This window comes from Streptomyces sp. NPDC013457 (assembly GCF_043089925.1).
Lineage (GTDB): Bacteria > Actinomycetota > Actinomycetes > Streptomycetales > Streptomycetaceae > Streptomyces.
This window is the reverse complement of record NZ_JBICBL010000013.1, coordinates 97,994-112,473: the sequence shown is the minus strand read 5'-3', so window position 1 is coordinate 112,473 and position 14,480 is coordinate 97,994. Positions and strand designations below refer to the sequence as shown.

The 14,480-nt window shown below is 67.4% G+C and carries 9 protein-coding genes and 3 pseudogenes; 7 read left to right on the top strand and 5 right to left on the bottom strand.

The window, feature by feature from the left end; genetic code table 11:
- The first annotated feature begins 45 nt into the window (after window positions 1–45).
- Window positions 46–684, top strand: coding sequence for a flavin reductase family protein (locus ACF1G2_RS30370; protein WP_391801365.1), 639 nt, complete (start codon window positions 46–48; stop codon window positions 682–684).
- Window positions 685–1,431: 747 nt separating this feature from the next.
- Here ACF1G2_RS30370 and tpg read toward each other — a convergent pair.
- Window positions 1,432–1,992 (bottom strand): telomere-protecting terminal protein Tpg, encoded by a 561-nt coding sequence (gene tpg / locus ACF1G2_RS30365; protein ID WP_391801364.1) that lies wholly within the window; start codon window positions 1,990–1,992, stop codon window positions 1,432–1,434.
- A 157-nt stretch (window positions 1,993–2,149) separates the two neighbouring features.
- Between tpg and ACF1G2_RS30360 the strand changes: the two are divergent.
- A pseudogene (locus tag ACF1G2_RS30360) lies at window positions 2,150–2,408 on the top strand (LexA family protein); the annotation flags it as partial.
- 285 nt (window positions 2,409–2,693) lie between these two features.
- On the opposite strand, the gene ACF1G2_RS30355 reads toward ACF1G2_RS30360, so the two are convergent.
- Window positions 2,694–3,573, bottom strand: a protein-coding gene (locus ACF1G2_RS30355; RefSeq protein ID WP_391801363.1) for an IS5 family transposase whose coding sequence is annotated in 2 segments (ribosomal slippage) — window positions 2,694–3,225 and window positions 3,224–3,573 — 882 coding nt in all. Because the reading frame shifts where the segments join, the coding sequence is not laid out codon by codon here.
- Window positions 3,574–3,798: 225 nt separating this feature from the next.
- On the opposite strand from ACF1G2_RS30355, the gene ACF1G2_RS30350 reads away from it, so the two are divergent.
- The 3 genes from ACF1G2_RS30350 to ACF1G2_RS30340 all read left to right on the top strand — a co-directional run bounded on the left by ACF1G2_RS30350 (window position 3,799) and on the right by ACF1G2_RS30340 (window position 10,374).
- The gene (locus ACF1G2_RS30350) at window positions 3,799–4,767 is read left to right on the top strand and encodes a tetratricopeptide repeat protein (protein WP_391801436.1); all 969 of its coding nucleotides are present in this window, start codon (window positions 3,799–3,801) and stop codon (window positions 4,765–4,767) included.
- Between the two features lie 899 nt (window positions 4,768–5,666).
- Window positions 5,667–6,407 (top strand): DUF6338 family protein, encoded by a 741-nt coding sequence (locus ACF1G2_RS30345; protein WP_391801362.1) that lies wholly within the window; start codon window positions 5,667–5,669, stop codon window positions 6,405–6,407.
- Complete coding sequence (locus tag ACF1G2_RS30340; protein ID WP_391801361.1) at window positions 6,340–10,374, top strand: CHAT domain-containing protein; 4,035 nt, start codon at window positions 6,340–6,342, stop codon at window positions 10,372–10,374. The genes ACF1G2_RS30345 and ACF1G2_RS30340 overlap by 68 nt, the downstream gene beginning before the upstream one ends.
- A 662-nt stretch (window positions 10,375–11,036) precedes the next feature.
- Here the strand turns inward: ACF1G2_RS30340 and ACF1G2_RS30335 are convergent.
- From ACF1G2_RS30335 to ACF1G2_RS30325, 3 genes and pseudogenes are all read right to left on the bottom strand, one after another.
- Window positions 11,037–11,396 (bottom strand): annotated as a pseudogene (locus ACF1G2_RS30335) (MFS transporter); the annotation flags it as partial.
- A 70-nt stretch (window positions 11,397–11,466) separates the two neighbouring features.
- Window positions 11,467–11,931, bottom strand: a complete 465-nt coding sequence (locus ACF1G2_RS30330) for an ArsI/CadI family heavy metal resistance metalloenzyme (RefSeq protein ID WP_391801360.1) — start codon at window positions 11,929–11,931, stop codon at window positions 11,467–11,469.
- Window positions 11,932–11,965: 34 nt separating this feature from the next.
- Entirely contained in the window at window positions 11,966–13,342 is a 1,377-nt protein-coding gene (locus ACF1G2_RS30325) for an NAD(P)-binding domain-containing protein (protein ID WP_391801435.1), read from the bottom strand.
- Window positions 13,343–13,551: 209 nt separating this feature from the next.
- On the opposite strand from ACF1G2_RS30325, the gene ACF1G2_RS30320 reads away from it, so the two are divergent.
- Together ACF1G2_RS30320 and ACF1G2_RS30315 are read left to right on the top strand one after the other, a co-directional pair.
- Window positions 13,552–13,914: an ArsR/SmtB family transcription factor gene (locus tag ACF1G2_RS30320; RefSeq protein ID WP_391801359.1), complete on the top strand. Its 363-nt coding sequence runs from the start codon at window positions 13,552–13,554 to the stop codon at window positions 13,912–13,914.
- Window positions 13,911–14,255, top strand: a pseudogene (locus ACF1G2_RS30315) (GNAT family N-acetyltransferase); the annotation flags it as partial. The gene ACF1G2_RS30320 and the pseudogene ACF1G2_RS30315, both read left to right, overlap by 4 nt.
- Window positions 14,256–14,480 lie beyond the last annotated feature (225 nt).

Genomic DNA, 14,480 nt, shown 5'->3' with positions numbered 1-14,480 from the left:
CGATCGCGGGCCTGATCGTCTGGTACTTCGCGAAAGGCACAGCGCATGCATGTCGTCCCTGGGCTCAAGGTCCTGTACTTCGGAACTCCGGTGGTGCTGATCAGCTCGCTCAACGAGGACGGCACGGCGAATCTCGCGCCGATGTCCTCGGCGTGGTGGCTGGGTGAGTCCTGCATGCTCGGTCTCGGCAACAGCGCCCAGACCACCGCGAACTTGCTGCGGGAGGGCGAGTGCGTGCTCAATCTGCCCTCGTCGGCGATGGTCGATGCTGTCGACCGGATCGCGCTCACCACCGGGAAGCAGGCGATACCGGGCCACAAGAAGGAGCAGGGCTACCGGTACGAGTCCGACAAGTTTGCGGCAGCCCATCTGACCGAGCAGGCATCGGATCTGGTCCGGCCTCCCAGGGCCGCGGAATGTCCGGTCCAGCTGGAGTGCAAGGTGGTCTCGGCCCATCCCTTCGGCGGTCCCGAGTCGTACGCCACCGCCTTCGAGGTTGAAGTCCTTCGCGCCCATGTCGAGGAAGACCTGGTCATCCCCGGAACGCGCTATGTGGACCCGCTCGGCTGGGACCCGCTGATCATGAAGTTCTGCGAGTTCTTCGGCGGCGGAGTTAACGTTCATCCGTCGAGGCTCGCTGAGGGTTGGAACATGCCGCACCAACTCCAGTCGACGGCCACCTGAGCAGGCATCCGGTGGTCACCCGTCTACGTATCGTGATCGGGCGTGCGAGATGATCACGGCATGCGCCACAGGGACGGGTTGCGGAGCCATCTCAGCCATAAGAAGCGACTTCTTAGCCCGGTGGTGAAGCGATCCTCAACGCTGCTCTGACCGCAGGTCACATCAGACGATTCTGCTGCTCGATGTACCAACGGACGAGCGAAGTACGAGCCGGACCATAGCCGCTGTGCCCGCCAGTAGTGCCGGACCAGCTCTGGAACTCCTGGCGGAGCCTGTGCAGGCTGTCGGAGGCTCCACCGCCGCTACGAACGCAAGGCGGACACTTCCTCGCCTTCGTCAGAATGCCCAGCGCCCTGCGCGCGCTCCGGGTACAAAAGCTGTGGCACCACCGGGCCATGTCAGTAGGGGCACCGATCCATGAGCCTCGATGAGAGAAACCCTTGCAAGCCGCAGAGTCGAGCTACGTAGCTCCTCCACCACTCGGTTCGTCTCGGCAAAGGCAGCGCGGCCAGCAGGGATGCCGGCAGAGCTACGTATGTTGCCCAAGCAGTCGACACCACTGGAAGCTGCGGTGCGGGCCCGTCTGGTGCCTGCCGAGGTCCACACTCCGCGACGGCCGGCTCGGACGTTCCGATGCCGCGCCATGAGACGAGACGTGAAGCAGACGCGCATGCCAACGCAGCACGACGGCTGCAGACGTCGCCCGGCCACCGCAGCTGTCTGGCTCTGCGGGCCGTTCGTAAGGGCCTACAGCTCGAACTCGAGGTGCTGGACGTCGAGCATGCGGACCTCTTCCAGTGAGCCGGCGCGGCGGCCGCCGTCCTGGAAGTAGACCTCCTTGAGGGCTTCCGCCGCGATCTCCCGGAGCCGGTCCTCGGTGGCGCCCTGCTCCTGGGCGTCGAAGAGGCGAGCGGCGTGGTGGGGCGGCAATGCGACGGTGAGGTGGCGGATCCGGTCCTGGTCCGTGGAGCCGATCGGCGCGGTGTAGCCGAGGCGGGCGCGCGTGTCGATGACGATGCCGTCGGTCGTCGCCGCCCTCAGTCGCGCCTTGGCGCGGATCTGCGGCTGCCACCGCTTCTTCACCTCGCTGTCCATCGTGGCGGCGAGATGCGGGCGGGGTCTCCTGATCTGGTCCTTCACGTATCGCTCGACCGTGCGCTGAGTGATACCGAGCAGCTCGGAGACGGCCTTCGTGCTGCCTTCGTGCTGCCTCACCAGGTACCGCATCTGCGCGCCGGCGCTCTTGGGCGCCGGGCGGGTGAACGACTTCCGCACCGCGGCGTCCAAGCCGTCCCCGAACAGGCTCATCGCCCTCTCCTACTCTCCACTATCGACATCGGTGACGGAGCCGTTTCTGATGTAGCGCGCGAGGTTGAGCTCCGGAGCCCGGGCCGGCCTCAAGTTCCAGTTCCGGCAGTGTTGCCCCACGCGGGACTCCTTCTACGGAAATATCATGACCGCGGGCCGTCAGTTGCTCGGCGAGGGGCTCCTGTTCGAGCTGAATGTGGTCAGAGACAGCATGATCGACGTGGCTATTCACGAACGGCGACACCGGCAACGTACGGAAAGCCAACCTGCTGATTCACGGCGAAATCGTGGCCGCCGTGCTCGTCGGCGAGGCCACCGTCAAGCTCCTGCGCCGTGAGAACGGCCGGGTCTGACTGAGGCCTCACAACCCCGGCAACGGTGCTGTCATCCTTGGCAAGGTATTCGCCGTCATGCGCGCCCTCCGAGACGGCCGAAGATCCGAACACCGGCAGTGGAATGCACGACTGCTCCGCCAGACGGAGACGGAGGCGCGGTGCGACAGAGGGAGAACACACCGGCTCCGCCGCGAGTGTGGCGCGGCCGGTCCGCGTACGTGCGAAGGGACACGGACCGGCCCACAGGGTGCACCGTCCTGTCAGTGGTGCCGACACCAAGCATATGGAATGCCGCTGCTTAGCGCGCAGCCTGATCCGCCGTTAGGTGTGCTCGATCTGCTCCGGCCCTAGGCACTGTCCGGCGGATCACGGGCGGAGCCATAAACGGATCGCCGCGACCGTTACGGTGCCCTGGAAGACGTAGGCCCTCTTGTCGTAGCGGGTGGCGACGGCTCGGCAGTTCTTGAGCCGGTTGATCGTGCGCTCGACTTCGTTGCGGCGTTTGTAGATCTTGCTGTCGAAACCGGCGGGCCTGCCACCCTTGCTGCCGCGTCGTTTGCGGTTGGCCCGCTGGTCCTTCGGCTCCGGGATGGTGTGCTTGATCTGGCGTCTTCGAAGGTAGTGGCGGTTGCGGCGTGAGCTGTATGCCTTGTCGCCGCCGAGGTGGTCCGGCCGGGTGCGCGGCCGTCCGCCCTGCGGCCGGGGAACGGCGAGGCGTTCGAGTACCTCGATCATCTGCGGTGCGTCGCCCCACTGACCTGGCGTGACCAGGAAGGCCATGGGTCGGCATCCACCCTCACTGGCGAGGTGGATCTTGCAGGTCAAGCCGCCCCGGACCGTCCGAGCCCTTCGTCGGGACGGTGGTGCCGGGGCGTCCTCCTTTTTTCGGGATGCGTGGCGCCTTCTTTCGGGCCCCGGCCGCGTGCTGATGAGCACGGCAGGACGTCGAGTCGACGCTGACCATGGTCCAGTCGATCCGGCCCGCGAGATCGGCCTCCGCCTGGACGGCACGCAGAATCCGGTCCCACGTGCCGTCCGCCGACCAGCGCCGGTGCCGTTCATAGACGGTCTTCCACCTGCCGAAACGCTCAGGCAAATCCCGCCACGGTATGCCCGTCCGGACCCGGAACAAGATCCCGTTGATCACCTTGCGGTGGTCGTTCCACTGCCCGCCGCGCCGTCCCGACGTCGGCAGGTGCGGCTCCAGCCGGGCCCATTCAGCATTGGTCAGATCACCCCGCCCCATGCTGGACTAACGAGCCAGCAACCCGGCAGGATCGGGCGATGCGTGGAGAGGGGCTCTCTCCCTCCTGCTCTGATCGCCGACTGGGGTGATCGTCGCCTTTGTGCGCCGTCGTTGCCTGCAGGGTTGCCGTCACTGACAGATCACTGTCAGCGGTGCTGCCGTCCATACGGAAGTACTCGCTGAACCTTTGGCCACGGGTATTCTCTGGCGATGTCGAATCAGTCAGTGGCGGCGGGAGTCAGTCTCGCTGGTGTGATGGCGCACTGCGGTGGAAGCCTGGTGGGCGCCGTGAAGCTTTTGGTGGGGGCAATAGCCTCGGCGCCAGCGGCTTCGGAGCCCTATGCGGCCCTCGCTGAGTTGTGGCAGGACCGAAGGTCGGAGCTGAAGGAGAGCCTCGAAGAGGACGGCTCCTTGAGCGCTGTGCTGGCGCAGGCGTACTTCTTGTTCCTTGAAGGGGACATGGACGACGCGGTGATGGCCCTTGGTTCGGTCACGGGTGTGCGGCCCGACGTGGCATGGGGCGCTGCCCCCTGGTTCGGCGATGCGCGCTGTCTCGGCGCGGTGAGTGCTGCGGCGCTGGCCGAGGCGTGTCTGCGGACGTTGGACTACGGCCACGACCTGGACTCCGACGAGATGCGGGAGCGGTTCGAGCCCTGGTTCCATGCCCTCGACGTGGTGTCCGAACGGGATCCCGTGCCAGAGTCGCTGGCCGCCATGGCACGACTGCCTCGGGCCTGCGGCCGGTACGAACTGTCCTTCGCTCTGTGCGACCGCGCCGATGCCGTCGACCGGGTCACGTGGACTGCAGTCGCACGAGCGGCCACCTGGCGCGTGATGGGCGACCTGGATCAGGCTGCTGCGGCCTTCGAATCCGCCCTACTCCTGGACTCCGCCAACTGGTCCCTCTACCTGGACCTGGCGGACGTGCGTGCCGAGCAGGGCGACTTCGCCGCAGCCGCGAGCCTCGTTAAACAGGGCCTGGAATACGAACCTCACGAAGTCACCCTGCGCGCGGCGAGCGCCGCCTACCGCACACGCCTTGCCGGCTCGTCCGACGACCTGAGGGCCCTGATCACCTTGGCGCCAGAGATCGCGAACACCACCTACCGGAACCTGCTGATCGACTACGCATGTGCAGGGCCGAAGCTGCCTCGGAGACTCGTTGCCATGGCCCACCGCCTCCGTAAGAACTGAAAGGGCTGTCGTGTCAACCGGTCTAGTCAGAATGGCCTTCCGGTTCCTGGTCACGTGATCCGCCGGACAGTGCCTAGACGGTGCGGGCGACAGAGAACTCCCTGCGCCCGTCCGCAGTAGCGGGATCGCCAGGCGCGGCCGCCGTGGCGGTGCCGGCGAGTCCGGCGGTGATGACGGCACCGGCAAAGATGGTGATGATCTTCCACACGCTCAGCCCGACGCTGCGGCGAAGACAGGGTCACCCCACTCAAGTAAGGCATGCGCGCACGGGTGCCATCCCGGTGGATGTGCCGGAGCCGGGTGACACTCTTGTGCGAGTCCGGCGGTGTGCGCCCCTGCCGATGCTGCCGCCGCCGGACCGGACACCAGCAGAGCAGAGCGAACTCATGCCGAACGAAATGATCACGCGGACGGCAGGCAAGGCACAGGGGCGCCGAGAGCTCGAAGTCAGCTAGCGCAAGCGTCATCGAGGCCTGCGTTCAAGAAGGTCGAAGAGGGCGTCTCCGACCGCGATCACGGCGCGCATCTGCCTCGCCTGGGCGTCCGACCTGCCAGGCGGCCTGGAGGAGGCGATGCCCGGTCGCACGCTCTGGTCTTGACCTAGGCGGACATCGGCAGTGGCTACGAGGTCAGCATTATGAGGGGGCTTGTCGTGTGCGGCCGCCCCTGCCAATCTGACGCCGTGACGGTGTGAGGCTGTGAACCATGGCCTGGGCGGTGGGGATGTGATGAGACACGTGGGTGATCTACCGGACGAACTGGAGTCGTTGCTTGGCGACGACGACCTTCGTGGGCAAGCGTTCGCGCCGGGGGCAGAGATCCCCCGTCCGATCGAGGTCTCGGACGACGTGCAACGACCCCTGGACGACGATTCGATTACGGATGAGAGCTCCTGATCGATGCCGGCGACCTTCACGAGCCTGCTGTTGTTCATCATCCTGCTCGCACCAGGGTTTACCTATGCGGCAGTCCGGGACCGTCATCGTCCGGAGCGGACCTCGACGGCGCTCCGGGAGACCTCGCGCGTGGTGCTCGCGAGTGTCGGGTTCAACGCTGCGGCACTGATCTTCTTCGCCTGCGTACGCATTGTCGCGCCCGGCCAGACCCCGGACGTAGGTCGGATCGTCCGCGACCGTGATCGCTACGTTCACGCGCACTACGCCGAGACTCTCATGTGGGCGGCGGCGCTGCTGCTCCTCGCGGTGCTGTTCGCGGTACTCGTCGCACGGTTTCTTCCGCGCCGAACGTTCTCGGTCAATCCGGAGTCCTCCGCCTGGTGGGTTCTCTTCGACATGAACGCCCGGGCCAACGGGACCGAGTGGATCCGGGTGGGATGCGAGCTGATCGACGGCTCCTACCTGGCCGGACAGGTTCACCACTACTCCCCGAATCCGGAAGAGACCGGCGACCGCGAACTCGCGCTCGGGCCGCCATTCGAGTACCGGCCGGGCCCGGACGGCGAACAGCGGGACCTCACGGACACACATAGAGTCGTCATCAGCGCACGGCAGATCAAGTTCCTTGGTGTGACCTACTTCAGCCGATCCGGGGGTTCGGGTGGAAGCGACGGACTTGGCCGGGCAGCTTCGCGCGGTACTGGACCGGCACCAGGGCAACGGGGAGCTCAGCGAACTCCTTGACGCTCCAGCGCTGGAGGTTGCGCAGGCTCTTCTCGATCTGTCGGAGCTGGGCGAGGCTGAGGTGCGGGCGATCGCCGTCCTCGGCGAGTTCCACTGGCAGCGTTTCAAGGTTCTCGGCTTCGAGCACGGGGAGCCGGACTTCCATAGAGCCCAGTTCTCGCTCCAGCTTGTCCTGCAACAGGACAGGGACTGCCTGCCGGAGGAACTCCGGACAGAAGTCATCCCCGGCCTCGTGGACGGCTGGCAGCACCTTGCGGAGCGCACACCAGGGGAGGCGCCGAATCGGGGAGAGGTACTGCTGGGTTTGGCCAGTGCCCTGCGCACACGCTATATGGCCACCTTCCGCCGCGAGCACCTCGATGAGGCGCTCGGCATGACTCGTGCAGGTCTGACGGTGCTCCCGCCGGGGTCCGAATATCGGGTGCCGGGTCTCATGCAGTTGGAGAACCTGCTGGCGCACCGCTTCGAACTGGCCCATGAGTTGGCCGATCTGGAGCAGGCGATCGAAGCGTGCGAGGAAGCCGTCCCGCTCACGAGGCAGGTCGACGCTCAGCGGGCGGCATTGCTCAGCGATTTGGGTATGCACGAGCGAGCGCGCTTCAAACTTACCGGCGTACCTGCCGATCTGATGCGCGCTCTTGACCACGGCCGGGGTGCGCTCGAGGCGGTTCCACCTCAGTCCGTGCAATGGCAGGAGGCGGCCCGCGAGCTGTTCGCCTCGGCAGAACTGTGGGCATCCCGAATCGATGATCTGCCCGTTGCGGAGGGAGGCGACCGGGCGACCTTGTCGGCATTCCTGGAGGATCTACGGGAGCGGCATGGCGCCCTCTTCATCATCCGCAATGCCGTCGATCTCGCTGAGAGTGCCGCCCATGCCTCACAGGCCGCTGACGCTTCCCCGACGCACGACGCGGACGCAGGGCTGAGGCACTGGGCCGCAGGTTTAGGCATGGTGCAGCGCTTCACCCGGAACGGTGCATGCGACCGCCTCGACATCGAAGCGGCGGTGAGGCACTTCCGGGCAGCGCTGGCGTCTCTGCCGCAGGAGGACCTCACGGCGGTCCGGGCCCAGCTCGGTGGCGCTCTCCTCCAACGGAATCGCCCCGAGGACCTCGACGAAGCGATCGACTTGCTCCGTGTCGTGGTGGCTTCCGATCCCGACTCTGGGTCTCGTGAGGGGAGCCTCGATCTCGCGGCGGCCTGGAGCAACCTCGGAATCGCACTCTGGACTCGATGCCGCCGTCGCCGCTCGATGGACCTGGACGGCGCTATCGAGGCGTTGAGCACAGCGGCCGAGCTCCTTCCCGAACAGGAGCGGGACTCGCGTCTGCAGGTTCTCGGCCTGCTGGCGTCGCTCCTCGCCGTGGCCGCACAACTGCACGATGATGAGGAACGGTTCCAGGCAGCGCTGGCCATCATCCGGCGGGAGCCGGGTGCAGCGGAAAACCTTGACGGACAGGTTCGCCGGCAGCTGACGGAGGAGCTGGTCAGGCTGGCATTCCGCCAAGCCGAAGGCAACCATCTCGACGCCGCCATCGCGGATATGGACGTCGCGGCCCAGATCGTCGGCGGCAGCATGGAACCTGCGGGTTTCCACGACGTACTGGGCCAGTGGCTGGGCGAGAGATACCGACGGACCGGGGACGTGGCAGACCTGGACCGGTCGGAGGATTCTTTCCGGCGGGCCATCGAGCGGGCCCCCGCGAAGGACCTCTTCCAGGTCTCTTGTCACGCCAATCTCGCCGTCACACTCAAGATGCGCTACGAGGCGCAGGGCGCGTCGGAAGACCTGGAATCCGCGATCCGGGCCAATGACGTGGCCGTCCGGTTGGCGCGGCCCGACCATCCAGAGCGAGGGGCCCTGCTCTCCAACCGCGGAATCTTCCGGATGGAGCGGTTTTCGCTGAGCAACGATCCCGAAGACCTCGACATCGCTGTCGGCGCGCTGACAGAGGCTGTGGCCGGCGCCGATCCCACAAGTCCTGCTCACGGGCACTTCAGCAACGGCCTCGGCAACGCGTTGCGGAGTCGGTTCGAGCTGACCGCCGTCCCGGCCGACATCGACCGGGCGATCAATGTGCTGCGGTCGGCCTCGGAGACTCCGGAGGCATCGGACGAGGACCGGGCAACGTACCTCAACAACCTGGGCATAGCACTACGACGACGCTTTCGGCGCCTGGGCGATCAGGGCGACCTGGACGCGTCCATCGAGGCGCATCGGCATGCGATCGGCCTGAGCGATCCCAGTGTCCCGGGGTGGGCGAAGGACCAGTCGAGCTATGCCACCGCGTTGCTGGTTCGGTTCAAGACCACCGGTGAACCCGCCCATCGGGAAGCGGCGGTAGCCGAGTTCGCCAAAGTCGTGGAGCGAGCCGACGCAATCGCGGTGGTGCGAATCCGCGCGGCGCAGGCGGCGGCAGAACTCACCGCGGTACACGATCCCGGCCGTGCCGCCGACTTCCTGCAGGCGGTCGTTCCGCTGCTGGAGACCGTCGCACTGCGGCGGTTGGACCTCAAAGACCGGCAACGCATGCTCAGCGATTACAGCAGCCTCGCTGCTGACGCCGCGGCGCTCGCGCTGCGGGACCCCAGGGTCTCGCCCGAGGAGCGCGCCGCCAGGGCACTGGTCCTGCTGGAGACCGGCCGGGGCGTTCTGCTTGGCCAGGGTCTTGAGCTCAGGCGCGACCTGGCAAGGCTTCGGGACGCCGATCCGCACCTGGCCGGACGGCTCGAAGAACTGCGTGCCGAACTCGGACGTGTGTACGGGTCAGCCACGGACCGTCGACGACTCGACGAGCGGCTCCGCGAGACGCTGCTCGAGATCCGTGCCGTCGACGGGTTCAGCGAGTTCGGCCGTCGGCCCAGCCTCGCCGAACTGAAACGCCAAGCCTCGGACGGCCCTGTCGTCGTTTTCAACATCAGCTCCTACGGCAGCGACGCGATCCTCGTGACCGGCCACGGGATTCGCTCCCTGGAACTTCCGCGCCTCACGAAGAAGGCCACAGCCGAGAAGCTCTTGAGACTTCTTCGCACACAACCAGGATGGCCGGACATGCCTCAGCCAGAGCCGGCCCAGGGCATGAGCGACGTGCTCACCTGGCTGTACGAAGCCGCGACCGGGCCCGTGCTCGACGCCCTCTGCCTCGGGCCCGTGCATGAGGACGACGAGAGGGAGTGGCCTCGGATCTGGTGGGTCCCGACAGGCCTGCTCGCCCTGCTTCCGCTGCACGCTGCGGGCGACCACACCTCAAGCGGCCGTTCGGTGCTCGATCGCGTGGTGTCGTCCTACACCCCGAGCTTGACCGCGCTCTGCCATTCCCGGAAACGGCGACGACCTCCAGCCGCACACGTCAGCCTCATCGTCGCGTTGCCGCAGACCCCGGGACCTTTGGACGATCTGCCCGGCGTGGCGGCCGAGGCGCGGGTGATCACGCGAATGATTCCGCACCCCCTTCTGCTCGACTCCGGTGATCCGGCGCGCGAACGGCCGGAGAAGGACACCGTGCTGCGGTACCTCCGGCGCTCCACGATCGCTCACTTCGCCTGTCACGGTGGCGCCGATGCGCAGGACCCCGTGCGGAGTCGGCTCTTTCTCGCCGACCACGAGACCGAGCCGCTCACGGTGGGCAGCCTGCTGCCGCTCGATCTGCGTGACGCACAGCTGGCCTTCCTGTCCGCCTGCCGGACCTCGTTCATGGCGAATTTGTCCCTACTCGACGAGTCACTGCACCTGGCCGCAGCCTTCCAACTGGTGGGATACCCCTACGTCGTCGGAACGCTCTGGAACGTCGGCGACGGAGCCGCGGCGTGCTTCGCGTTCTGGTTCTACGACGCCTTGTCCACCTGGGACCGGAACCTCAGGCTCGAATATTCGGCGCACGCGGCCCACAGAGCGACCCGGCTGCTCCGCGAACGCTTCGCCGACGATCCGACGCGCTGGGCCGCGCAGGTTCACTTCGGCGCCTGAGCCCGACTGCCGACCGAAACGTTCAGTGAAATTGGCGTGATCACTCGCAGAGTATGCGAGCTACTGCGGAGATCCGACACCTACGAGTGAAGGGCTACCGCGCAGCGATCTGCCTGCTGAGATGAGTCATCCGTTCGGCTGATGGCAGTGGCGGCATAGTTCGCCCACCGGCCGTCTGCATTCCAGCGTCCGGCCGAGGTGCTGCTGAGCCCGAGTAGACGGGTGATGACGGTCCGGGGCAGTTCTTGGCCAAGGTCCCGGGGGCGAGTGGCCGTTACTGCAGGCTTGCGAGCGCGCAGTCGCCGATGTGGACGCTGTCCGCGACGGGCATGCGCACTCGCGGAGGCAGGAGATGACCCAGCTCGGTCCTTGCGGCAGGTGCCAGACCGGTCGGAGCTAGGCGTCGCTGGTCTCGGCCTCGGCGATCCGGCTGCAGACGCGGTCCAGGGACAGCACCAGCCAGCGCTCCAGTGTCTGGAGCTTGGGCAGGTCAGGGAGCAGCTCGGGCATCGTGCATCACGCCGACGGCCCGCTTGGGCTAATGCAGCTCGGTGACCTCGGCCTGATGCGACTGGCAGAGGGATTTCTCCGGGGGCTGAGGCTGTTGAGTGCGCGCACTAGAACGTCATTGAGGCAGCTCAAGTGTCGGTTCGTGGTCGGAGGGCCCACCAATGGGTGAGTGGGGCGAAGGCGGGCTGGTAGAAGCTCGCCGCCATCGGGCTACTGACCAGCACCCAACCGGTGAGAACACCGGCAGGTTCGGGGTCGTGGCCACAACAATGAGAGTTGCCTCTGCGAGGAAACGGAGCCGACGGCCATGACCGCGTGAGGGGCCTCGGTGGTCGAGTGGCAGGCCGACAGGGATACCGGCGAGCGCGGAGATTGACGAGCGAGGGAGAACGCGGCGGTGGTGGCTTCGGCGGGCCACCCTGTGGCCTGGGTGATCTGCGGGTTGACGGGGGGAAGGCGTAGTAGACGATTCCCCAGCTGGTGATCTGGGTGGCGCAGAGGGAGGGAAGCACGGCGCGGGGCCGCGACCGGTCCTCCGTTCAGGTCGCGGCCTCGCTGGTGTGAAGGTTGGTCATCGGCGGGTCAGCAGCACCGGCTGCCCACGGTGGCCGACTGCTGATTGGCCTCGGCCTCTGGGGTATTGGCGCAGCAGGTGCTGCGCTGCTGCTTGGTGAGAGTGTCGGCGTCGGCCTTGACCACGTAGACCTCCCACGGCTCCTGGCCCGGCCCGTGGACCCAGACCTTGTCCTGGAGCGCGTAGCAACAGGTGGTGTCGTTCTCTTCGCTGGTGGTCAGGCCCGCTTCGCTCAGGCGGCCGGCCGCGCTGTGGACTTCCTCGGTGGTGTCGACTTCGATGCCTAGGTGGTCCAGGCGGGTGGGCTGTCCTTCCGTGCCTTCGATGAGGACGAGCTTGAGGGGCGGTGTGGTGACGGCGAAGTTGGCGTAGCCGTCGCGGAGCTTGGCGGGCTCGGTGCCGAAGAGCTTGGTGTAGAACGCGACGGAGGCTGCAAGGTCGGGGACACGCAGGGCGAGTTGTACGCGGGTCATGACGGTTCTCCTGCCGATCAGGTGGTGGGTGGGGTCAGCAGCCGGCGGGGCCGGCCGCGGTGCTGGTGCCGAGCTGGATAAGTGCGGGAGCCGGGGCGCAGCAGCCGCTGCCGTCAGCCTGCTGCCCGGTGTCGGGCTGCTCGAACAGGCCGGCACCGCCGCACACGCCGGTCTCAGGAAGGACGAGTTCGACGCGCTCGGCCGATTCCCGGTCGCCGGCGATGGCGGCAACGATGGAGCGGACCTGCTCGTAGCCGGTGAGGGCGAGGAAGGTCGGGGCGCGGCCGTAGGACTTCATGCCTACGAGGTAGACGCCCTGCTCGGGGTGGGAGAGCTCGTTGACACCGTGCGGGTAGACGGTGCCGCATGAGTGCTGGTTGGGGTCGATCAGCGGGGCGAGCTTCACCGGTGCCTGGAGGCGCTCGTCGAGGCCGAGGCGCAGCTCGGAGAGGAAGGAGAGGTCGGGGCGGAGGCCGGTGAGGACGATGATCTCGTCAACCGGGTCGAGGCGGCGGCCGTCCTCGGCGACCAGGACCAGCCGACCGTCGCTGTCGCGCTCGATCTCCTCGGTGCGGAAGCCAGTGACGGCGTCGGCGTGCCCCTCGTCCACGGCCGCCTTCGCCGCGAGGCCGAGGGCGCCGCGGGCAGGGAGCTGGTCGGCAGTACCACCGCCGAAGGTGGAGCCGGAGATACCGCGGCGCAGGATCCAGACAGCCTTCGTCCCCGCGCCCTCCTCGGCCCCGGCCAGGTCGGCCAAGGTGGCGAGCGCGGTGAAGGCGGAGGCGCCGGAGCCGATCACGGCGGTGCGCTTCCCGGCGTAACGGGAGCGGACGGCCGGGTTCTTGAGGTCTGGGACCCGGTAGGAGATCCGGTCGGCGGCGGCCTTCTCGCCGAGGGCCGGGAGACCGGAGGCGCCGGTCGGGCTTGGAGTGGACCACGTACCGGAGGCGTCGATCACCGCGCGAGCAAACAGCCGCTCCTCGCGGCCGTCGGCGTACGCGACGTGGACGACGAAGGGCTGGGTCTCTCGGTCGGCGTCCACGATGCGGTCGCGGCCGGCCCGGGAGACGCCGGTAACCGTCGCGCCGAAGCGGATCTTGTCGCCGAGGACGTCGGCGAGCGGCTGAAGGTACTGCTCCGCCCAGTCGCCGCCGGTCGGGTAGGTCGTCTTGTCGGGCTTCACCCAGCCGGTCGGCGCGAGCAGCTTCTCGGCGGCCGGGTCGGTGACCTCGCCCCAGGTGGAGAAGAGCCGTACGTGCGACCATTCCCGCACTGCCGCACCGGCGGCCGCACCGGCCTCCAGGACAAGCGGTTCGAGGTCGCGCTCGACGAGGTGGGCGGCGGCGGCCAGACCGGTGGGGCCGGCCCCTATCACGAGGACGGGCAGGTGGTCGGTGGCGATCACGACGATTCCCTTCTTTGCTTCGACGTCTGTCGATGTCTTGCCTGCCCAGGATGGCATCTACATCGACGGGCGTCAACATAGACATTCATCGAATTCGTGAGGTGGCTCATGAAACAGGAGGACGCGACCGTGATCGAGGGCATCCAGTCCGCCCGGCCGGGAGCTCGGCAGAGAAGCCCCTGGGCGACTGGTTCGACGTGTGTCAACATAGACATATGTCGAACGCCATCGTGTTGCCGCTGCTTCAGCCCGAGGTCGAGCCCTGCTGCCCGCCGCTGAACGAGCGCCCGCTGACCGCCGAGGAGGCCGAGCGGACCGCGAAGATGTTCAAGGCGCTGGGTGATCCGGTCCGCCTGCGACTCTTCTCGGCCGTCGCCTCGCACGAGGGCGGCGAGGCGTGCGTGTGCGACATCTCCGACGTCGGCGTCTCCCAGCCGACCGTCTCCCACCATCTGAAGAAGCTGAAGGACGCCGGCCTGCTCTCCTCCGAGCGGCGCGGCACCTGGGTGTACTACCGCGTCGAATCGGCCGTACTGGCGGCGATGGGGCAGCTGCTCACCAAGGCCGCGGCGGCATGACCGCCCCCACCAGGGTCGTGCCTCTCGTCGCTGAGCACGCTGCGCAGGTTGTCGCGATCTACCAGGCCGGCATCGACGAGGGCAACGCCACCTTCGAGACCACCGCCCCCACCTGGGAGCAGTTCGACGCGACCAAGCTGCCGAAGCACCGCTTCGCCGCCGTCGACGAGACCGGCCGGGCCCTCGGCTGGGTCGCCACGACCAAGGTCTCCGACCGCTGCGCGTACGCGGGCGTGGTCGAGCACTCCGTCTACGTGCACCCTGACGCGCGCGGCCGGGGCGTCGCGTCCGCCCTGCTGAAGGCACTCGTCGAGTCGACCGAGGCGGCCGGGATCTGGACATCCCTGTGCCTACCACGATGATCTGCTCGTTGCGGTCCTGGGGCTGTTCCGGCATCGGGACGATCTCTCGGAAGACGGGTGCTTCGTCGCCGGCCTGAGGCGGTGCCTCCGTCTTCACCGTCACCTCGTACTTCCCAGATCGCCGACCTGCTCGGACACGCCAGCGCAGCCAGCTCGCAGGTCTACCTGCATCCCGATCCGCAGCGGCTGCGGTCCGCCGTCGAA

Coding starts and splice junctions, on each gene's coding strand:
- ACF1G2_RS30370 (WP_391801365.1), top strand. CDS start 46: ATGCATGTCGTCCCTGGGCTCAAGGTCCTGTACTTCGGAACTCCGGTG.
- ACF1G2_RS30330 (WP_391801360.1), bottom strand. CDS start 11,931: ATGACCCGCGTACAACTCGCCCTGCGTGTCCCCGACCTTGCAGCCTCC.
- tpg (WP_391801364.1), bottom strand. CDS start 1,992: ATGAGCCTGTTCGGGGACGGCTTGGACGCCGCGGTGCGGAAGTCGTTC.
- ACF1G2_RS30320 (WP_391801359.1), top strand. CDS start 13,552: ATGTCGAACGCCATCGTGTTGCCGCTGCTTCAGCCCGAGGTCGAGCCC.
- ACF1G2_RS30345 (WP_391801362.1), top strand. CDS start 5,667: ATGCCGGCGACCTTCACGAGCCTGCTGTTGTTCATCATCCTGCTCGCA.